General features: G+C 50.5%; 20 protein-coding genes and 1 riboswitch. Of the genes, 12 read left to right on the plus strand and 8 right to left on the minus strand.

The window, feature by feature from the left end; all coding sequences use genetic code 11:
- Positions 1–109: 109 nt before the first annotated feature.
- Together N4599_RS05770 and N4599_RS05775 are read right to left on the minus strand one after the other, a co-directional pair.
- Positions 110–1,135 (minus strand): cation diffusion facilitator family transporter, encoded by a 1,026-nt coding sequence (locus tag N4599_RS05770; RefSeq protein ID WP_062812799.1) that lies wholly within the window; start codon positions 1,133–1,135, stop codon positions 110–112.
- Positions 1,136–1,533: 398 nt separating this feature from the next.
- A complete protein-coding gene (locus tag N4599_RS05775) occupies positions 1,534–2,187 on the minus strand; it encodes a histidine phosphatase family protein (RefSeq protein ID WP_062812798.1) in 654 nt (217 codons plus the stop codon).
- Positions 2,188–2,332: 145 nt separating this feature from the next.
- Between N4599_RS05775 and N4599_RS05780 the strand changes: the two genes are divergently transcribed.
- Together N4599_RS05780 and N4599_RS05785 are read left to right on the plus strand one after the other, a co-directional pair.
- Positions 2,333–2,599 (plus strand): hypothetical protein, encoded by a 267-nt coding sequence (locus N4599_RS05780; protein ID WP_062812797.1) that lies wholly within the window; start codon positions 2,333–2,335, stop codon positions 2,597–2,599.
- A gap of 109 nt (positions 2,600–2,708) precedes the next feature.
- On the plus strand, positions 2,709–4,841 hold the full coding sequence (locus N4599_RS05785) for an LTA synthase family protein (RefSeq protein ID WP_191363293.1): 2,133 nt from the start codon (positions 2,709–2,711) through the stop codon (positions 4,839–4,841).
- Positions 4,842–5,159: 318 nt separating this feature from the next.
- Here the strand turns inward: N4599_RS05785 and N4599_RS05790 are convergent, their stop codons facing one another.
- The 3 genes from N4599_RS05790 to N4599_RS05800 form a co-directional block, all read right to left on the minus strand.
- Entirely contained in the window at positions 5,160–6,005 is an 846-nt protein-coding gene (locus N4599_RS05790) for a YitT family protein (protein WP_407366332.1), read from the minus strand.
- Positions 6,006–6,091: 86 nt separating this feature from the next.
- The gene (locus tag N4599_RS05795) at positions 6,092–7,315 is read right to left on the minus strand and encodes a D-alanyl-D-alanine carboxypeptidase family protein (RefSeq protein WP_260898403.1); all 1,224 of its coding nucleotides are present in this window, start codon (positions 7,313–7,315) and stop codon (positions 6,092–6,094) included.
- Positions 7,316–7,458: 143 nt separating this feature from the next.
- Complete coding sequence (locus tag N4599_RS05800; protein ID WP_191363295.1) at positions 7,459–8,457, minus strand: NAD(P)/FAD-dependent oxidoreductase; 999 nt, start codon at positions 8,455–8,457, stop codon at positions 7,459–7,461.
- A 269-nt stretch (positions 8,458–8,726) separates the two neighbouring features.
- Between N4599_RS05800 and N4599_RS05805 the strand changes: the two genes are divergently transcribed.
- From N4599_RS05805 to trpX, 3 genes are all read left to right on the plus strand, one after another.
- The gene (locus tag N4599_RS05805; protein ID WP_191363296.1) at positions 8,727–9,692 is read left to right on the plus strand and encodes a nucleoside hydrolase; all 966 of its coding nucleotides are present in this window, start codon (positions 8,727–8,729) and stop codon (positions 9,690–9,692) included.
- Positions 9,693–9,809: 117 nt separating this feature from the next.
- Complete coding sequence (locus N4599_RS05810) at positions 9,810–10,781, plus strand: D-2-hydroxyacid dehydrogenase (protein WP_191363297.1); 972 nt, start codon at positions 9,810–9,812, stop codon at positions 10,779–10,781.
- Positions 10,782–11,082: 301 nt separating this feature from the next.
- On the plus strand, positions 11,083–12,069 hold the full coding sequence (gene trpX / locus N4599_RS05815; RefSeq protein ID WP_260898406.1) for a tryptophan ABC transporter substrate-binding protein: 987 nt from the start codon (positions 11,083–11,085) through the stop codon (positions 12,067–12,069).
- Between the two features lie 62 nt (positions 12,070–12,131).
- Here the strand turns inward: trpX and N4599_RS05820 are convergent, their stop codons facing one another.
- A complete protein-coding gene (locus N4599_RS05820; RefSeq protein WP_191363299.1) occupies positions 12,132–12,917 on the minus strand; it encodes a sulfite exporter TauE/SafE family protein in 786 nt (261 codons plus the stop codon).
- Positions 12,918–13,028: 111 nt separating this feature from the next.
- Positions 13,029–13,118, plus strand: a riboswitch (TPP riboswitch).
- Positions 13,119–13,219: 101 nt separating this feature from the next.
- On the opposite strand from N4599_RS05820, the gene N4599_RS05825 reads away from it, so the two are divergent.
- From N4599_RS05825 to N4599_RS05845, 5 genes are all read left to right on the plus strand, one after another.
- Positions 13,220–13,780 carry an ECF transporter S component gene (locus N4599_RS05825; protein WP_191363300.1) on the plus strand — a complete coding sequence of 187 codons (561 nt, stop codon included), beginning with the start codon at positions 13,220–13,222 and terminating at the stop codon, positions 13,778–13,780.
- Positions 13,781–13,782: 2 nt separating this feature from the next.
- Positions 13,783–15,180: an ATP-binding cassette domain-containing protein gene (locus tag N4599_RS05830; RefSeq protein WP_191363301.1), complete on the plus strand. Its 1,398-nt coding sequence runs from the start codon at positions 13,783–13,785 to the stop codon at positions 15,178–15,180.
- Positions 15,170–15,823: an energy-coupling factor transporter transmembrane component T family protein gene (locus N4599_RS05835; protein WP_062812907.1), complete on the plus strand. Its 654-nt coding sequence runs from the start codon at positions 15,170–15,172 to the stop codon at positions 15,821–15,823. The genes N4599_RS05830 and N4599_RS05835 overlap by 11 nt, the downstream gene beginning before the upstream one ends.
- A 38-nt stretch (positions 15,824–15,861) precedes the next feature.
- Positions 15,862–16,203, plus strand: coding sequence for a magnetosome magnetite crystal formation protein family (locus tag N4599_RS05840; protein WP_062812906.1), 342 nt, complete (start codon positions 15,862–15,864; stop codon positions 16,201–16,203).
- Between the two features lie 113 nt (positions 16,204–16,316).
- Positions 16,317–18,299 (plus strand): cation:proton antiporter, encoded by a 1,983-nt coding sequence (locus tag N4599_RS05845; protein ID WP_191363303.1) that lies wholly within the window; start codon positions 16,317–16,319, stop codon positions 18,297–18,299.
- 69 nt (positions 18,300–18,368) lie between these two features.
- On the opposite strand, the gene N4599_RS05850 is transcribed toward N4599_RS05845, so the two are convergent.
- Entirely contained in the window at positions 18,369–18,725 is a 357-nt protein-coding gene (locus N4599_RS05850; RefSeq protein WP_062812904.1) for a DUF1304 domain-containing protein, read from the minus strand.
- Positions 18,726–18,735: 10 nt separating this feature from the next.
- Entirely contained in the window at positions 18,736–19,716 is a 981-nt protein-coding gene (locus N4599_RS05855) for an alpha/beta hydrolase (protein WP_191363344.1), read from the minus strand.
- A 120-nt stretch (positions 19,717–19,836) separates the two neighbouring features.
- Between N4599_RS05855 and N4599_RS05860 the strand changes: the two genes are divergently transcribed.
- Together N4599_RS05860 and N4599_RS05865 are read left to right on the plus strand one after the other, a co-directional pair.
- The gene (locus tag N4599_RS05860) at positions 19,837–20,250 is read left to right on the plus strand and encodes a helix-turn-helix domain-containing protein (protein WP_003712436.1); all 414 of its coding nucleotides are present in this window, start codon (positions 19,837–19,839) and stop codon (positions 20,248–20,250) included.
- Positions 20,251–20,259: 9 nt separating this feature from the next.
- Positions 20,260–21,117: a class I SAM-dependent methyltransferase gene (locus N4599_RS05865; protein WP_062812902.1), complete on the plus strand. Its 858-nt coding sequence runs from the start codon at positions 20,260–20,262 to the stop codon at positions 21,115–21,117.
- The last annotated feature ends 11 nt before the right edge of the window (positions 21,118–21,128 follow it).

Genomic DNA, 21,128 nt, shown 5'->3' on the forward strand with positions numbered 1-21,128 from the left:
CAATTAGCTTGTTAGCTAATTGGGGTGTCTTCGTCCTTCAAGGCTGTAAGGACAGTCACAGCGTCTAACCTGCCAGCTACTGCGTTGAGGCATTGTTATCTAAAAACAATTATATTCGTCCCTTAACGTCCTTATCCTTAAACGACTTCGGGTCCGGGATAAAGGAGATGTCAGCGTCAATAATCCCAAACTGCTCGCGCAGCATCTTCTCAATGCGTTCCGACAGCTGGAAACTCTCCAGGACCGTCATCTTACTATTAACCATCAGGGTAGCGTCTAAAGTGACTACGTTGCCGTTGTAGTGAGCCTTGAGTTCGACCACCTGACGCACCTTAGCAACATTGAGAATCGCGTCCCGGTATTCTTTTTCGGCTCGGGGATCAAAGTAGTCCGTCAGGTTGAGGCTGCTATCAAAGAAGATTTTCAAGCCGGAATACAGGATAAAGAAACCAACGACAATACTGGTGGCACCATCAAGCCAGGTGAGGTCAAACAGGAGTGCGCCGGCGATGGCAACCATGGTCCCAATACTGGTAAAGGCATCGCTCAGGCTATCCTGGGCCGACGCCAACAGGGCCGCGTTTTGCAGCTTCCGGCCGGTCCGCCGGTTCATGTACCACACCACCAACATGATGACAGAGGCCACGCCAGCCCCAATCAAGGCTACTGGCTGGGGAACCACCCGGCTGCTCGGGTTCAGCAGGGCCTTGATCCCGTCGACAATAACGCTGAGTGCAATGGCAATCATCACAACCGCAGTCACCAGTGAAAAGATGGTTTCGTAGCGCCAGCGGACGAATTGGACCCGCTGGTCAGAGCCCATGTGATCCTGGTAGTTGCCAGCCGGGAGCTTAGCGCCAATGATGTCGTCATCGTCAACGTCTTGGGCAATGTGCAGGCCAATCATCAAGAGAACTGTCGAAATAATTCCTGATAAGTTATTAAAGGCGTCGGCCCGCAAAGTCTGTGACCTGCTGATAGCCGCCAGCCAGTATTCAATGATTGAAATAACCAGGTAGGCCACCACATTGTAAATCAAGTGGCGTTGGGCGGCCCGAATCTTCGCCAGCTCATTGGCCTGGGTCCGTTCCCAGACAGCCATCTCGTGCTTTGTATGCTTCTTAAACTTTGACATCAATCCCTAACTTCCCTTGAAAATGCGTTAGGTCTATTGTAACGCAAACTTTGCTGGGCAAAAGTAATAACCAAGAGGCTAGGAATTAACTTAACCTCTTAACTATTTTATAGATTAATAATGCCTCAGCGCAGTAGCTGGCTGGCAGGTCAAACGCTGATAAATCAGCGTTTGACCACCCCCAAATAGGCTTGCTGCGCGTCGTAGCCATCCTTCCTACAGGCTAGCTTTGCGTCGACGGAGGTTCCCAGAGGCTAGCTTCGCGTCGAAAGACAAACGCCCCAAATCAGCTTGCCGATTTGGGGCATTTTTTCTCACTCTCTGGTTCTTAGGGTAGCGAGTGGCGGAAATTATCCTAAATTTCTCACCTTTGATGGCTAAAATTGTGCCGCGTTGTGCTATTGATTGTAAGCAACTACTTGAATATCATCATCGGTCAACAGAAGGCGAGTCAAGCTGCCGTTAGCTGGGCGAACTGTCACATCATACTTACCGCCGCCAAAGCGTTCTACTAGGCTGAGGAGGGTGTTACCGTGGCTCACCCAGAGGACGTTGCTATCGTCTGGCAAGCCGGCGTTTTTAATCAGCGCAATTCCCTTATCGACCCGTTCCCAGTATTCCTGGTTGTTTTCGGCATCGTGGAAGGGATCGGCATCTTTAAGCCAATCCTTGGCTGTGCCAATCGAATGTTCAGTGACAATGTCGTGAAAGTTTGTGAGCCCGTGGGGAGCCCCGGCATTATACCAGGCCAGGTCCATGTTGGTACCTTCGTAGGAGCCGTAGAACTCTTCTCGGAAGTACGGTGCGGTGACCGGCTGCTTAACAGAATCCGCTTCATTCATATCAAGAATCGTCTGAATGGTTTCCATCGCCCGGGTAGTGTCACTGCAAAAGGCGCCCGCAAAGTGGACATCTCGCAAGCGTTCACCGGCCTGGCGGGCGTTATCCTTGCCCTGAGCAGTTAACGGCGAATTACTCCATCCCTGCAGCTTATTATAGATATTAAAGTAGGTCTGCCCGTGACGAACCAGGTATAGGTTTAGCTTTGTCATAATAATGCCTCCATATCTTGTGTTGCAACTATTGTACCGCTTTCAAGGGTGAAATAATAGCGAACTTAGGGCGGACTTAGAGCTTTAAACACAGTTTATTCACATTTTATCCGTAGACTAAGTGGCATAGAAGGAAGGAATGAATATGACACTAAAAGATACTAGCCAACCTGAAATAGTGGCTGCCAGAATTGTTGCCGTCACTGGCAAAACGGTGAAAGTAGTGACCGAAGATGGTCAAACCCTGCGCATTCCCCTCTCCAGAAAATACCGGCAGGATCAAACAATGCTTGCTTCACTAAAAGATATTTGGCGAGCAGGAATTTGGATCCCCGTCAACCGGCGACTGAAACGGCTGTTCCATTATGACTGGCTGACCGGACCGGCACCAGTAGCGGCAACAAACAATTAAGATTTAGCAATGATTGCCACTCAATAATTGGTTCAACACAATCTGTGATAAAATAGTTCTGATTTACTAAAATTAGTTACTACCCAATCGATTGTGAGGAACATTCTTAATGAAAAAATTAAGCAAATTCGTGGACACTAGGATTGGGTTCTTTACCCTGCTAGTCGTCCTTTTTTGGTTTAAAACCCTGTTTGCTTACTTTACTGATTTCAACCTCGGGGCCAGCAATATTTTTCAGTACATCATTCTGATTTTTAACCCACTGGCCACGACGGCGTTAATCTATAGTATTGCATTTTATTTCAAACGGGCGCGCTTCTTCTATCCCGTCATCATGGGGCTTGACATCGCCAACACCCTCCTGCTCTACCTCAACGTCATCTACTACCGGGAATTTACCGACTTCATGACAATTGCCACGATGACCGGTTATTCCAAGGTCAACCAGGGACTAAGCGGCAGTTCGTTGGCATTGACGAACTTCCACGACGTCTTCTACTGGCTTGACATCGTGGTTATTATCGTCCTGATGCTGCTCCGGGTCATTCACTTTGACCGCCGCGCCATCGGGACCCGCCTGGCCTTTGCCTTCACGTCGATGTCACTGGTTCTCTTCGGGGTCAACCTCTCCTTAGCGGAAATGGACCGGCCACAACTGCTAGGACGGACCTTTGACCGGAATTACATCGTCAAGTACCTGGGGATTGACGCCTTTACTGGCTACGACCTGGTTAAATCCCAGCACATTCACGAAATGCGGCAGAGCGCTACGAAGTCCGAGCTGGACAAGGTCAAGAAATTCACGGATAAGCATTACGCCAAGCCGGACCCCCAGATGTATGGAATCGCTAAGGGACGGAACGTAATCATTATCCACCTGGAAAGTTTCCAGCAGTTCTTGGTCGACAAAAAGATCAATGACCAGGAAGTCACACCATTTTTAAATTCCTTGTACCATAGTAAGGATACCTACGCCTTTGACAACTTTTTCCACCAGGTTGGTCAGGGAAAGACCAGCGACGCGGAAAACATGCTGGAAACGTCAACCTTCGGGCTGCCACAGGGCTCACTGTTTGCAACCCTTGGTAGTGACAACACCTTCCAAGCCGCCCCGGCAATTTTGAACCAGCGGGCTGGTTACACCAGTGCGGTCTTCCACGGGAACGTCGCTAGTTTTTGGAACCGGAATAACGTTTATAAGAATCTTGGTTACCAGTATTTCTTTGACGCTAGTTACTATGACACCTCAGGCGATAAGGCCACCGGTTATGGTCTGAAAGACAAGCTGCTCTTCAAGGACTCGGTCAAGTACCTGCAAAATCTGCAGCAGCCATTCTACGCCAAGTTTATTACCGTTACCAACCACTTCCCGTATGACCTGGACGACGAGGATAAGGATCCAAACTTCCAGACAACTAATACGGGCGATTCCAACGTTGATAACTACTTTGTGACGGCGCACTATCTGGACCAATCATTATCAGAGTTTTTCAACTATCTGAAGAAGACGGGAGTTTACGACCACTCCATCATTATGATCTACGGTGACCACTACGGAATCTCCAATAGCGAGAACACCTCCCTCGCCAGCGTACTCGGGAAAAACGCAGATAGCTGGACAGACTTCGATAACGCACAGCTCCAGCGGGTCCCGCTGATGTTTGTCATTCCTAATTCCGGCGGCCATGGTTACATCTCCCATACCTATGGCGGCGAAGTTGACGTTTTGCCAACCCTGCTCCACCTGTTGGGAATCAGTTCCAAACGCTACATCCAGTTTGGAACGGACCTCTTCTCCAAGGAGCACAGTCAAACCGTGGCTTTCCGGAACCGGGACTTTGTAACCCCGCATTTCACCAGCATTAACGGGAAGATTTATAACAACCGTACCGGAAAGGAAGCTAAGCTGACCAAGAAACAGCAAAAGCAACTGGAACGGGCACGGGAGCTAGTCAACCTGGAACTAAGCCTCTCCGATTCGCTAAACGAGAAGAACCTACTTCGCTTCTACCACCCCAAGGGATTTAAGACCGTTAACCCAGCGGACTACAACTATTCCAACGGCTTAAATCGTGCCCAGCGAATTGAGAAGAAGAAGGGGAACAAGTCAACCAGTATCTTCAGTCAGCACCATGATCGGTCAACGGTCAATGATTATAGTACTGATGCTCCAGAACAGAACCACTCTTCAACCGATTCTAACCGAATTAAGATTACCAATCCGGACGCAAATAACAAGTGATTTATTAGTAATAGCGCAGTAGCTGCCAGGCAGCTACTGCGCTATTTACATTGCTATCTTTAAAAATGTGAGTGGGAAATAACCTTCTCGACAGGGCGTATGGCTAACCTAGAACGATAGTTGGCACGGCACAGGCCGGCTAGCGTTCATAGGCAAATAGCCTTGCTTCGCGGCGTTAGACACTAGCCCTGTGGTTACGACACTCAGTTAGCCTATTGGTTTCGCACGTTATCTTTATAATAGTTAAAAACTAGCAAGAGGCTGGTGAGAAAACCATCGTTTTCTCCCAGCCTCTTTGTTTGCTTTAAGTTAACCCCATCATAGTGAGTAATGAGTATACTTGCCAGATTCAACATCCGATTTTTGAATGCTCATAAAGGCATCTGGGTCTTCGCTCTTAATTAGCTCCCGTAAAAATGCTAATTGTCCACGCGGTGTCACCACCATAATTACATCGGTCGGCTTGCCCGTATATGCTCCCTGACCATTAAGAATAGTGGCCCCATGAGTAAACCGCCGTAACTGCTGGATCAGTTTGTCAGCCCGCTTAGTAAAGATTATTACCATCACATCCGTCTGTGAGGCAAAGGCATAGTCCATCAAAGCGTTGACAATTAACATCCCAATCAGGGTGTATACAATCCGACCGGGTCCAAAGAATATTAATGTCAAAACAATAATTAATCCATTAATCAAGTTAGCAAAGAAGCCAACGTTTTTATGAAACCGCCGCTGGCAGTAGGTTGCGACAATATCCATTCCACCAGTGGTAAAACCGTTATTAAAGCACCAGCCAATACTTAACCCGATTAATGCCGACCCAATAATCGTGTTCGTTAACGGATCCTTTACCAGCACCATTGTGGGAATAATCCCTAAGAAGATGATGTTTGATAAAACAGCAAGTCCTGAAAAAAGAATGTACCGAAAACCAAATACCCGCCAAGCAAAAATAAATAACGGGACGTTTAGAATTGTCATTAACAGGCTCATACTGAAGTTAGGAAGCACTGCATGAATCAGCTGTGATAATCCCAGCAAACCAGTCGAATAGGAATTGACTACGTTTAAAAAGTCATTAACAGCAATCGCAGATAACAGCCCATATAAGACCGCCACCAGCCCTGCTTTAGTTAGTTGCTTGTAATTTACTTTCATTGCCACCCCAACTTCACCTCACTAAAAAGAATAGCTGACTTATTTTATCATTCATCAAATAGCAGTTGCCACCATTTCGGGAAGTTTTCACCCTAATGCCACAACCGTTGCCAGAAATTGCCAAGAGGAACCTGCTCACTGCTGTAAAGACTATACGTCAGCGGTTCATTATCAATCGTTTTCACCCCATGACTAGCAACTTCCAGCTCGCCAATCTTTTCGTCGGCACGCACTGGGGCAAGGATCTTCCCGTTTTGTCCGTGACGGTTTAGCCTTACCGCCAAGCTGTAATTCTTGATGGGCTTGTCACCCCAGACACTGACCTGCTGGGGCCTGATAGCAACTGACCGTTGTGTACCATTAGCGACCCACTGCCGGTGCAGCCAGCGGGGCAGTGTGATTTGCTCCGTCTTCATTCCTTTGAGCCGGTTGTAGAGTTGCCGGGTAGCAGCAAAACGGGCATTACCACCATCACCATTTGCGTGGAGAACCACCGTGATCACCCGGTGGCCCCGGTACACGCCAGTGCTAACAAACGATGGGCCAGCGGCAGCAGAAGTTCCGGTCTTCAGGCCATCAATTTTAACCCCCGGAACTGCATACTGCTCTCCTGGCAGCATCTTGTTTAAGTTATCAGCCTTCACGGTTTTATTTTTAGCAATATAAAAATCAGCATTTTTCTGCGCCGTTACTTGAAGCAAGTCCGGATAGGTTTGAACCAAGTAGCGTGCTAAAAGGGCAACATCATTTGCCGTCATCTCGTTTTCCGCATTGTTGGCGTACTGATCCAGTTTTAAGCCTTTCAGGTCACCATTTGTTAAACCCACTGGATTCACAATCGTAAAATTTTTAAGACCGATTGCCTTGGCCTTCTGATCCATCTTGAGGTTAAACTCCTCCAAGTTGCTACCATCGGCCTCGGCCAGTGCCAGCGTTGCCCCATCAGCAGACTTGACCATTGCAGCATTCAACAGCTCCCGAACGGTATAGGATTGTCCCTCTTGGACCCCGATAGCAGAATAGCTCGGATCACTGGCAATCGCCGCCACGTCAGCAGACACATTGACTCTTGTATTAGCAGTAATGATCCGCTGATTGAGTTCATCATGGATTACCGCTACCGTCAGCAGTTTGCTGATTGACGCTACCGGCAGCTTCTGATTAGCATTCTGCTCGTACAACACCTGCCCAGTCGATGCATCGATCATCACCGCTGCCCGTGCGTTAACCCGTTCACTCGCCAGGGCGCCGGTTGTTAGTTCAGCCAACACCAACGGTAGTACCATTACCAATCGCAAAACCCTTTTAATTTTCATTACCATTCTCCCCATCATCGCCTTACTGACTGTTAAAACACTCCCATTATATTAATGCTGCCAGCCGATTACAATTACCCGTCCCCAAAATCAACTAAAAACGGCCTGCTCCGTAATTAACGGAGGGGCCGCGAGCTGAATATTTACTTGCCGATTCCCATGGAAGAACTGTGCATCGCCATTTTTTTATCAGGGTAGAGTGCCTTTGCCAAGGCCGTCACCGCTGTTGGCGCTTCACCAAAGGCGGCGGCAATCAACGCTACCTTTCCCGGATAGGTTACTCCATCCCCAATTGCGTACACCCCATCAATGTTAGTCTTCATCGTTGAATCAACCTTAATCAGGTGATGGTCACTCGCCAGGTCCAACGACCATTCATTGAGGGCCGCATTATTCGATGTAAACCCGTAATTGACGATCAGCTGATCCACGTTAAGCTGCTTCTCTTCGTCACTGCGCCGCTTCTTCAGGCCCAAAGTAACCGTTTGGTCAGCTTCAACCTGGATTTCCTTCGGCAGGTAGGGGGTCACCAGGTTGACCCGGGACTGCTGCAACTGGTTAACCGTATGCTCCAACCCGCGAAATTCATCCCGCCGGTGAACGATGCTGACTTCCTTAGCGACTGGTTCCAGCATCAGCGCAATATCAATTGCCGAGTCCCCGCCGCCAAGCACAGCGACCCGCTGGCCTTTATAATCCGCCACGTGATTAACAAAGTAGTGCAACTGGTGTCCCTCAGCCTCATCTGCCCCATCCAAGCTCAGTTTCCGGGGCGTAAAAGCACCATTCCCTAATGCAATTACGACTGCCCGCGACCGGGAAATACGGTTGGCCGACTTGATAACAAACGTTCCGTCAGCTTCCTTGATGACATCCTCGACCGTCTCGTTCAGGTACCGGTCAACCGGGGCCACGGCCATCTGTTGTTCCAGCCGGTCTACTAACTCCTGACCACTAACTCCTGGCATTCCTGCAACGTCCCAAACCTTCTTTTCTGGATACAGGGCCGCTACCTGCCCGCCAAGCTGTGGCAAGCTCTCAACCAGCTGTGTTTTTAACTCGTGCAGGCCGCAATAAAAAGCGGCAAACATGCCTGCCGGGCCACCACCGATTATCGTTACGTCATACTTTTCTTCTGCCATGTTGTAATCCTTTCATTTTAAGCTGCCTTCATTATATCATCACTCCTCCAGCGCACCACTTTGCGCACCTTTAAACAAGCTCATCCTTATTAACGGCTAAGCATGGTGCGAGAAAATTCAAATCGAGCTTCAGTAAAAGGTTTGACGTGCCAATATAGCAATGTTAAAATTTTGTAAAAGCGCTATCACTACGTTGCCTTTAGGCTTCGAGCAAACTAAGATAGGGTAGTAGATAAAATTTTTAGTTAAACTTTTTGGAGGGACTAATTATGGCAAAACGGAAAATGATCCTCGATTTGGATACTGGTGTCGATGACGCATTGGCAATTGCTTACGCACTTGCCGACCCCGAAGTTGATTTGATTGGGATTGTTAGTTCATACGGAAACAACCTGCTGGATGTCTGTGCGGAAAACAGCCTCAAGCTGCTGGAACTATTAGGTCACACTGACATTCCGGTTTTCAAAGGCTTGCCACACTCCAGTACGTCTGATCATTTTGACGTTATGCAGGTTTCCAAAGACATTCACGGTGACAACGGTATTGGTGATGTGGAACTGCCTGCTCCGCAACGGGCCGTGGAAGCAGAATCTGGGGTTGATTTCTACATCGATGCCGCTCATAAGTACGGTAAGGACCTGATCATCATCCCAACCGGCCCAATGACTAACCTGGCTGCTGCCCTAAAGAAGGACCCGGCAATCGCTGATTTGATTGGCAACGTGACCTTCATGGGCGGTGCCTTGACCGTTGATGGGAACGTCACTCCAGCCGCTGAAGCCAACATCAACCAGGATGCTAAGGCCGCTGATGAAGTCTTTAAGTCGAACCTGCCACTGACGATGGTTGGCCTGGATGTAACCTTACGGACCCTTTTAACGAAGAAGGAAACGCAACAGTGGCGTGACCTTGGTACCGCCGCTGGTAAGGCCTACGCTGACATCACCGACTTCTACATCGATGCTTATTACAACCTGGACATCGATAAGAACGGCTGTGCCCTGCACGACCCTCTGGCTGTCGGTGTCGGTATCGACCCATCATTCGTTAAGACGATCAGCCTCTTCATGCGGTGTGAATACGATCCAGACAGTCCGTTCTACGGTCGGACCGTTGGTGATAACGCCAAGCTGAACGATCCTAACCCGAACGTCAAGGTGGCCGTCAATGTTGACAAGGAACGCTACCTCAAGGCCTTCATGGACCACTTAACAACCTTGTTCAAAGAAAACTAGCACAAATACGCCCAATGAAGGAACGCAGCAGAAATCCGCGGTGATTTTTGCTGCGTTCCTTTAATTTAGGCCAAACTTCGGTATAATTAGCAAAAAGTAATTAGGAGAGAAAAGTGAATGAAAATTGCTGCTTATAGTGTTGTCCCAGCGGAAAAGCCCTACTTCAAACGGTGGAGCAAGGAGCACCAGGTGGAAGTCAAGTTAATCGCCGCCCCCCTTTCCCAAGCCACCCTGGATGAGGCCGCCGGCTGTGTTGGCGTTTGTGTCCAACAGCCTTCCGCCCTGGGGGATGCCGCCTTCTACCGGCGGTTTGCCCAGATGGGCCTAAAATACATCGGAGTCCGGTCGGCCGGGATCGACTTCGTGGACCTCGCCGCTTGTCAAAAGAACGGTATCAAGGTGACTAACGTGCCAGCCTATTCCCCACGCGCGATTGCCGAGATGGGGCTGACCCAAGCACTAGCCCTTTTACGCCGGCTCGGGGAATACCGAGCCGAGATGGCGCAGGGTAAATTCAGCCTCAACCCCCGCTTGATTAGTAACGAAATCTACAAGCTCACCGTGGGCCTAATCGGTCTTGGGCATATCGGCGGTGAAACCGCCCGGCTTTACCGGGCGCTGGGGGCCAGAGTGATTGCTTACAACCGCAGTCATAAGATTCAGTATGAATCAGTAGTTGAATACACTGACTTCGCCACCGTAATTGCCCAATCGGACATCATCTCGCTGCACACCCCTTTAACTCCCGCTACTAACGGAATGATCGGGGAGGAAGAGTTCCGCAAGATGAAGGACAGTGCCATCCTGATTAACATGTCGCGGGGTGGCTTGGTCGATACCCCGGCTCTGATCACCGCATTGCAGCACGGGCAAATTGCCGGTGCCGGGCTGGATACCCTGGCTAACGAAGCTGAATTTTTCCGGAAGGACGTTCCCGTAGACCAGCTGCCGGCTGACTACCAAACGTTGGCGGCCATGCCGAACGTCATCATTACTCCCCACATTGCTTTCTATACCGCCACTGCCGTTAAAAACATGGTTAACATCGGTTTGGATAACATCTATCGGCAGGAAATTAAAAAAAACTAATAAATCTATTGTCATTTTATAATCTAAATGCTAAGATAATGGCAACTTAAGTTTCAGATGGAGGATGACCATGAGTTTCTGCACTGCACAATTGAATAGTTGGCAAAGCCGGTAAGCTCAGTGTGCCCGTGTTGCAGGTGCATACTGGGGTTGAACAGTGTGCATCTGTACCGGCTTTTTAAGGATCCCATTAAGCCCGTACGGATTTCCACGTACGGGCTTTTCCTTTCTAACTGACAAGAGGAGCCCCAGCTGCGTGGGAGCTCCTCTTGTTTTTTGATTAAAGAAAGGTTGATTGTAAATGAAACGAATTGTAGCAATGATTACTATCCTTATCGTTATTTTAGGCGGCTACTTGGGCCTTACCCGCTTCCAAAGGCAGCATCGCACACCGGTGGTCGGGATCTTGACAATGATGCACCACCCCGCCCTAGACCAAATCTACCGCGGATTTGTTGCCGGCCTGGGCGAAGCGGGCTACCACAACGGTAAAAACATCAAGATTGAGTATCAAAACGCCAACGGTGACCAGGCCAACCTCAAGACAATGGCGGACAAGCTCGTCAATGACCACGCTAAGGTCGTTCTCGGCATTACTACGCCCGCCGCCCAGTCATTAGCAAACACAAGCAAGTCCACCCCTATTGTTATGGGCGGAATCGGTGATCCCGTGGGTGCCCGGCTCGTGAAAAGCCTCCGGCAGCCCGGCGGGAACGTTACCGGAGTACAGTCTGACAACCCGGTTGGCCAGCAGTTAAAACTGGCCAAGCATTTCCTCCCCCACGCCAAGGCCCTGGGCCTGATCTACACGTCTAGCGACCCTTCCGCGGAATACCAGGCCAAAATGATGATTGCGGACGCCAAGAGAATGCACATCAATTTGAAAGTCTACACAATCGCCTGCGCCAATGACCTTAACCAGGTTTCTCAGCAAATGCTCACCCAGGTTGACGGGGTGATGGTCCCGTGTGACAACCTCATCGCGGGCGCAATGAAGACCCTGGTCAAAAATGCTGACGCAGCCCACAAGCCGGTCTTCCCCGGTGCTGACACGATGGTAAAAGACGGCGGGGTCGCTTCGATTAGTCTCGACCAGTACGGTATGGGAAAAGCGGCAGCGAAGATGACCGTCCAAATTCTCAAGGGAAAACAGCCGCAGGATATGCCCGTTAACGACTACCAGCATGGCAAGCCAATCCTTAATCTTCAACAGGCTAAAAAACTCGGTCTAACCATCCCGAGCGGCTTCCAGCAGGAGGCTGCCCAACACGGAACAGTAATTAAATGAACAATGAGGGGACGCAGCGGTGAACGGAGCGCCCCCTTCATTGTTCATTTAGCTTAACCCAATTACAACAAGTTGCGGACCACCAGCGAAAGCGCTAGGATCAGCGCGCCAACCCCCACGATAATCTGCATCAGGCGGCCAGGCAAGCGGCGGACAATCACAGGCCCCAGCGCGCCGCCGATGATATTGCCGATGAACAGCGGAATGACATAGTTCCATTCAATCGTCGTTTCAAAGGCAAAGATAATGACCGCGATCGTGTTGGTGACCGTCATCGCCACATTCTTCAAGGCATTATTCACGGCAAAGGTCTTCTGCCGATTGACCACGGATAGTAGGGTCAGCATCATCACACCGGCACCGGCATTAAAGTAACCGGCGTAGACGCCTACCAGGAAGATCCCGAGCGCGGTCAAAGCGGTGTAGAGCGGGTGGCGGCCAAGCGAGTGACTGTTAGCCGCCATGGCTTCCTGTGCCTGTCGTGGCCGATGCGGGAAGATTAAAATCAGCCCCGCGATTCCGATGCAAAATGGCACTAATTCCTGAAAAAATTTCCCGGGTAATGTAAACAGCAGGATTGCTCCCAATACGGCCCCAACAAAAACCAACGGGACAATTAGCCACATTTGCCGCTTATCATGCCGTAGCTCCTTAGTCGAGGCCGCAATCGAACTATAAGCACTCCCGACCGTCGACCAGGCGCTTGTAACGTTAGCCATCACGGGCGGCAGCCCCATCATCAGCAGGGCGGGATAAGAAATCAAAGACGCTAACCCCGCTGCTGCACTGACGATTCCTGCCAACACGCCAACAATAACCAGGGTGATAAAAAAGGTGATTCCAGACATTATCTTCCTCCATAAGAAAATTAAACAGCTTTATTGTACAACGTTCACCGGCTGGACGGCCCCACTAATTTGAATTTACTTTGCTTTTCCGGTATAATTGTGGCGAGATTAATACGATGTCTGGGGTGCCATCTGGCTGAGATAATACCCATTGAACCTGACCTGGTTAACACCAGCGGAGGAAGAATCGGTAAGATCAATTCATAGTTGAGTTAATGATACCCCGGGGATAACTGTGTCCCGGGGTTTTATTTTGCCTAAAGACCGCCTTAATCTTAATTTTTTCTAAGGAGTGTCTTACAATGCACAAACTTACTTTCCACTTACGCGACATTATTTTGCTAGCCCTAATTGCAATTATCTTTGGGGTGATTTACTATGCTGCCGCCTTTGTCTATAACGGTTTGACTGTTCTCTTAACACCGGTAGGCTACGGACCAATCGCCAATGACCTTACAATGGGAATTTGGTGCATGGCCGGGCCGCTCGCCGGTTTCTTACTCCGTATCCCTGGTTCTTCCTTCCTCGGTGAATTTCTCGGGGCTGCTGTGGAAATGTTCCTCGGTGACCAATGGGGGGCCTCTAACTTGATTTCCGGAGCAGTTCAGGGGATTGGGACGGAATTAGGGTTCACGTTAACCCTCTATAAGATTTACAACTGGCTCACCGTTATCTTAACGAGCGTCACGACCACCATCGTCACCTTTGCCTGGGACTGGTTCCGGAACGGTTATAGCCACTTTGCTCCTAGTATGCTGATCATCATGCTGGTCGCACGCTTTCTCTCCATGCTGTTCTTTTCTGGAATCCTCGTCAAGCTGATCGTAAACCTGTTGACGCGGGCCCACGTTATCCGGAGCTAGCCATGACTAACGATATCATTGACGTTCAGCAACTCTCATTTGCTTACGACCACCAGGAGGTCCTTAAAGCGCTCACCACGAGTTTCCCCGCCGGCAACGTGGCCCTATTGACTGGGCCGTCCGGCTGCGGAAAGTCAACCCTTCTCCGCTTGATTGCTGGCTTGCTGCCTAAGTATGGCGGCCACCTCACTAACGGGCGGATTAATTTTCCAGCCGGGAAACCAACCATCGGAATGCTCTTTCAAGACCCCCTGATGCAGTTTGCGCTGGATACGCCCCGGCACGAGTTAGAATTTGTTCTCGAAAACGAACGGGTCCCCCACGAGCAAATTGCCGCCAGAGTAACAGCGGCCCTGCACTTTTGTAAAATCACTGACTTAGCAGACCGCCAGCTGACCACCCTATCCGGCGGCCAACAGCAACGGGTCGCCCTGGCCGTCACAATTGCCCGGCAGGCGAAGGTGCTCCTGCTCGACGAACCATTCGCCAGTATTGACGAAGAAAGCCGGCACTTCCTGATCGGTCAACTGCAACAGCTGGTAGTGAACCAGGGCATCACAATCTTAATTGCCGACCACGACTGTCACGGCTACCAAAAGCTGCATCCCCTGGTCTACCAGTTCCAGGCGGGGACGGTCGCCCGCCAATCAGCCGTTACCAGCGCCCAGTTGTTAGCCGCGGCTGACGAACGCGCCAAGCAGCCCCTGCGGACTGCCCGACCAACTGCTAGCGCACCAACTGCTTTTCAACTGACAGCTGTTCGAATTGAGCGGGGCGAGCGCCAGTTGTTAAGTCTTCCCCAGCTCGCACTATTTCGAGATAAAATCACCTTGGTCACCGGCGCAAACGGCAGTGGCAAATCGACCTTTTTCCAAGCCCTCGCCAAGCTGATTCCCTATCAGGGCCAGATTGACTTCGCCGGACACGACATCCAGCAAATCAAAAACCGGCGTTACCGGGCGGACCTAGGACTCGTCTTCCAGCACGCCGACGACCAGTTTATTAACGTTACCGTTGCCGAAGAGCTAGCCCTCAGCAAACGCAATGGCCGCCACCCCTATTTTCAAACTAGCCTTCCCGCCGCTCTAGAGCTGTTAGGACTCACGGGGCTGGACGAGCGGGTAGTCTACTCCCTTAGTGGCGGGCAGCGCAAAAAGCTCCAGCTCTTGTTGATGCTGATGATGGGCCAGCCAGTCCTCCTGCTCGACGAACCATTCGCGGGGCTCGACCGGCAGTCCCTCCAAAACGTCTACCAACTAATTAAAACTGCCCAGGCAGCTAAGCCGCAAACCATGTTAATCATCAGCCACCAGTTGGCCGCCATCGACCAGCTAATCGACTTCCACTTGCACTTGAGCGGGCACCAGCTTCGGTATGAGGAGGACTACCATGAATCCTAGTTTTAAATTAATTCTCGCCCTGGTTATTTCCCTGGAAATAACTTTCACCAACCACCTGGGGGGCAACCTCATCATCATCGCCGCCGCGCTAACCTACCTCATAATTAAACGCGTGGCCTGGAAGAAGCTGTGCCGACTACTGCTGATTACCCTGATTCCAGCGGCAGCGCTGTTTATGACCATCGGCTACTTCTCTCCCGAGCGTGACCTCTTCTTTGCCTGGGTACTGGTCAGCCGGCTCTACTGCTACGTAAGTGTTGGCGCTGCTGTGACCCTCACCACCAATAAACTCAGCCTGATTCGTTCGCTGGAACAGAACTGCCACCTCCCCAGCAAGTTTGCCTATGGCTTCCTGGCAGCGCTCAACCTTATTCCGCGAATTAAGCAAAACGTGGTTACCATTCGGGTGGCCGCCCAAATGCGGGGCGTGACCCTGCACTGGTGGTCACCAACCCTTTACTTCAAAGCGATCCTTTCCGCCATTGCCTGGTCCGACCAGTTAGCCCAGGCAATGGAAACCCATGGCTTCAAGGAGGACGCTCCCCGTTCTGCTGCTCAGGTGATTGGGGTGGAGAAACGTGACTGGCTAACCATGCTCCTGATTTTATTGATTATCCAAATAGTAATAATTGCGCTTCCTTAATTTATCAGTCATAATATAGAAAAAAGGAAGGACAGATTATGAATAACAACAGTATCGCCACGCGAATCGTCAACGCACTTTCCTACTTCAGCATTTTCTTCTTGCCGGTTATCTTTCCCTTAATCGTCTGGATCATTGCCCGCGCCAGCGACGATCCCTCGGTAACCAGCAACGCCCGGAAGGCCTTTTGGAGCCAGATTTTCCCGCTGCTCTACTTGATTTTTGGCGCGCTCGTCGCTAGTATTAACGCGCTACGCGACTATACCTTCCATGCGAGCGCGCTCCTGGGAATTTTACTGACCTTCGCGCTCTTGATTGCCCTCCTCCTGTTTATCTACAACGTTGCGATGGGGGTCAAAATGCTGCTAGGGCGTGACTAGCCATGGGCAATGAACTGCTTTCATGCTTTGTCTAATATTTGTACGGCCTCAGTATTCGTCCTGCCCGAATGGTGAGGCCGTTTTAACTATACAAAGGGGAGAATGTTAATCTTATGGGCCTGCTTTTAGGAATTATCCTGCTATTTACGACCGTGGTTGTCGCTAACGTCATCCACTTGATCTATCCCAAACTTCCGCTGTCCATCTACCAAATCATTGCGGGGGTCCTGCTGGCATCACTGCCAACCACTGCCACTGACTTCACGATGCATCCCGAACTCTTCATGATGGTCGTGATTGCACCCCTGATGTTCAATGATGGTCAAAACCAGTCGTTCCGTTATTTGACCAGTAACTACAAGTCAATCCTGTCAATTTCGGTCGTCCTCGCGCTGGTAACCGTCCTTATTTCGGGCGCCATCCTGCACCTGGCACTACCAACCGTCTTTCCATTTGCTCTCGCCTTCATGTTGGCATCGATTATTACCCCTACCGATGCGGTGGCGGTTAAGTCCATCACCTCCAACATGACGGTGCCGGAAAACGTTAACGGGGCCCTCGAATATGAATCGCTCTTCAACGACGCTTCGGGAATCGTCCTCCTTGACCTTTCCCTGGCTGCCTACCAGTCAGGCGAATTCTCGTTGGGCCACAGCCTGTGGATCTTTTCCTACGTCTTTTTTGGCGGCATTATTTTTGGGGCAATTATGGGAAACCTGGTGATTAGCCTGCGGCAACGGTTGATGAGCAACCACGTCGATATCGGCTCCATAGTCATCCCAATCAACGTCATGACCCCCATTGTCGTCTACTGGCTGGCTGAGGAACTGCACCTCTCTGGTATCCTTGCCGTCGTTTCGGCTGGAATCGTCCACAGTATTCTTTACGACCGCCTGCGCCTCACCTCGACTAAGGTTCAAATGGCGACTACGACCATCTGGACCATCATCAGTGACGCCTTAAACGGAGTCGTGTTCGTTCTCCTGGGGGTAATGCTCCCCCAGGTTCTCCGCCGGACAGCCCCACACAACCTGTTGAACCTGCTATGGATTGCCCTGGCGCTCTATATCATCATGACCCTGCTCCGCTTCTTGTGGACCCGCTTTCGCCTTGTCAACATCCACTCAGCGAAGGAAAATCTAAACCGCGATAGCTTCCTGATGGCAATCGGTGGAATTCATGGAACCATTACCCTTGCTTTAGCTTTCTCCCTGCCAGTGATGATCAACCACCATACCTTTGCCTTCCGCAATTCGATGATCCTGATTGCGGCGTTTGTCATCCTGATTAGTATTATCGTGGGTGCCGTGGCCTACCCCCTCCTGCTGCCGCCCAAGTCGCGGGACTATACCAAGGAAGAGTTTCAGCAGGCGTTCAATAAGACCGTCCACCACGCAATCAATGCTCTTCATAACCATGACGACCACCGCCGGGAACAAACTTTTGTTGCCGACCAGCTCGCCAGCCAAACCAGGCAATTTCACGACTTCAATCGGGAACTCTTTGAACAGCTGGTCAAGAAAGCCCACCAGGTTGAACTGGCAACCCTGGACCAGCTGACCGATGATGGCACCATTACCGAAAAACAGGCAGAGTTCTACGCTAGCTTCGTTGCCCGCTCGGTCTTCCGTAGCAGCCGTCATAGTTTCCGCGAATCATGGGTAATCCTTTGGCACCGAATCAAGTGGCGGTATGCCCGCCGGCGCCGGTTGAAAAAGCACCTAAAGAGCAAGGGCCTGCTTAACAGTGACACCGGTCACCAGCTAATTACCGCAAGCGAGCACCAGGTCATCATGGAAATCCAGAAGCTGGTTTACCGAAACGTTGAAAAATACCTCCATTCGGTTTCTAACCCGAAAAACGTTAACGAGGTCGCAATGGTCAACCACATTTACCTCCAAAAGAAACGCTTCTTCAACCATGAAGTTTCCATCGATACCGACGTTGCAACCAGCCTGTTCATTGAGGCTTTCCAGCTTGAACATAGCTACGTGCAGGAACAGCTGGCTGCCGGCAACCTTTCCCAGGAGCTCGCCAACGCCCTCAACGAACAAATTTCCACTGATGAACTGGTCTACGTCCAATCACTAGACTAATTATGTATTCCAAGTAAAAGGGTCCTAACCACTGACAAACTCATGTCAACGGTTAGGACCCTATTTTATTTATAGTGTTAAGAGAAACGCCAGAACTGCTGGAAGCAGCTGGAACAGCCAGATCTTCCGGGTAGCCGTAAAGCCACCGAAGAGGGCTACCACCATGATAAAGACCAGCAGCATTTGCCAAACAGTAATGAGGGTAATCCCGTGAACTAGCCAGTAACTAGCAATGATAAGGATTCCCAGCATTCCGTTGTAAATTCCCTGGTTGGCAAAGGAAATCCGGGCAGGCCGCTGGCGGGTATACTCTACCGGCAGGTCAAACGCGCGGGCCTGCTGTTCGGGGCGGCCCCAAATTTCCATGACCATGATTCCCAGATGCTCGATTGCAATTAACATCATTAGGACAATTAGCAGTATCATTTTTCCTCACTCACTTTACATAATGATTTAAAAAGCGAGCAATCCGTTGTGGGTAGCGTGCTGGCTCCTTTTCGTATGAAGCCGCGTGTTTAGCACCCTTGACCACCCATAATTCACGGGGACCCTTCGTAGCCGCATAATTACGGTAAACCATCCGTGTCGGGACGAAATTATCGTTGCCGCCGTGAATAAACATCATTGGGCGGTGATTATGCTCCAGCATCGCCGTTGAACTGGCCTGCCGCACGTAGAAACCATTTTTGACCCGGTTAATCATGCTCAGGCTTCCAATCAATGGCGCACGGATTGCCTGGGGAATATTATACAGGTTCCCCGCCTCATAGTTAAGCTCATCGTTCAAACTGGTGTAACCGCAGTCCTCGACGAAGGCCTTGACCTGGTGCGGGAGCGGGATCCCGCTGGTCATCATTGTCGTGGCCCCGCCCATACTGACGCCGAAGATGACGATTTGACTATTTCGGCCGTTCTTCGTGATGATTTGGTCCGTCCACTTACGGACATCGTACCGCTCTGGCCAGCCGTAGCCGATGTACTTTCCCTGGCTCTCCCCGTGGGCCCGTGCATCCGGCATCAGGACATTGTAGCCCAGCTGGTGAAACATTGCCGCGTACTCTCCCATCTTCTCCTTCCGGCCCATAAAGCCATGGAGGATAATCACGTTCTTGGTAGTCGGGTGGGCAGCTGGTAAATAGTCAGCCACCAATTGGTAGTCACCGCCAGCTGACTTCATTGTCCACTGCTGTTTAGGTGCCCGCTTAAACCACATCTTCTGTGAATACAGCGGGTCGCTCTTGCTAATGCGAGCAGAGTTATTGATGAAAGACTTGTGGCTCGGTACCATCGCCACATTGAAGAAGTAACTCCCAGCCGCAAATAGTGCCAGTGCCAACAAGATAATAATACTGATTAGCCACCGCCAGAGATGGTGACGGCGTTTAGAAACTTTTGTTTTCAAATTGATTAACCCCATGTTGTATTTTTGATTAACGGACATATTTTAGCACACATTCCGTTACTTGATAACATTCATCCCTAGTAAATACCATTTCCAATGGTAAAATAGAAGTTGACACTAAAAAGGAGTGAGAAGATGTTTCCTGAAAGACTCCGGGCACTGCGCAAGGGCCAAAAAATTACCTTAAAAGAACTGGCCAACCACCTCAACCAAAATCTCGGGCCCAACGAAAAGCCAAATACCGCCTCTCAAATCGGCAACTGGGAGCGGGGGATTCGAACGCCATCATACGTTGAAGCCCGTAAACTGGCCGAATTTTTCGATGTTAGCCTCGACTATTTAACTGGGAAAACCGACCGGGACGACTTTGACCTCGGCAAGCTGTTTTTCTCCAGTAAAAACCTGTCCTTTAACCAGACCGTCCTCTCCAGCGAAGACCGCTACGAAATTTTCCAGCTAATCGACGGCTACCTAAAGGGCAAGCACAACCGGCGGGATACTGATAAGTTCTATGGCAAGCAGGAACAGCTTAATCTAAAGTTAAAGTAGTGAGACAAGATGAATCCCAAAAAACTGAAACAACTAAAAAAACGCGTTAAGAAGGTCCAGCAGGCAGCAAAGACCGTCCCTTACATCCGAGAACTGGAGGGTTACCGTGAGCTGTTTGATGACTTTCCCGCAATCAAGTACCTAATCAACAACGCCTTAGAGAGCGACCGGCTGTTGAAAAATGGCCTGTTGCCCCAGCCGTTGCCGAGCTTGCTCTTACCCGACAACATCCAAGACACGATTTTCCAGCGGGTCAACGAGCAGTATCCCCAGGGCGACCCGCGGGGCGACGCACTGTGGAACCGGTATAATGACGCCTTGCCGAAACTTGACCGGGCGTTGCGCAACTTCCGTGACCACCTGGAAGACACGTACGGGATGTGGTCCTACGTCAATGCCCCCTTTGCCAAGGCCCTTTCCGACTACCTCGCCGGCCGGCCGGTCTTAGAGATCATGGCCGGGAACGGCTACATTTCCAAGGGCCTGCGGAACAATAACCCTCAGCAAAAAATCTACACGACCGACAGCCAGGACTGGGTGACTGAAAACGAAACCGGCAGGCACCCGGTCACCCAGATTGAACGCCTCGACGCCCTCTCTGCCATTAAGAAGTACGGTAATCAGGTGGACTTCGTCATTATGTCCTGGGCTCCCGACAAGCAGGAAACCGACCGGGAAGTCCTCCAGCTGCTCCGCCAAACTTACCCGACGGTCCACTTCCTAGTCATCGGTGAACGGAACGGGGCTACGGACTCCAAGAAGTTCTGGCAGGAGGCCCTGCTCAGTCAAGACGAGGCCCTGCAACGGGTTAACCAGTACCTGCACTCCTTTGACCTCATTGATGAGCAGATCTACCTAGTAAAGTAGGGAAGAAAAAT

It is taken from the genome of Limosilactobacillus oris, assembly GCF_025311495.1.
Classification (GTDB): domain Bacteria; phylum Bacillota; class Bacilli; order Lactobacillales; family Lactobacillaceae; genus Limosilactobacillus; species Limosilactobacillus oris_A.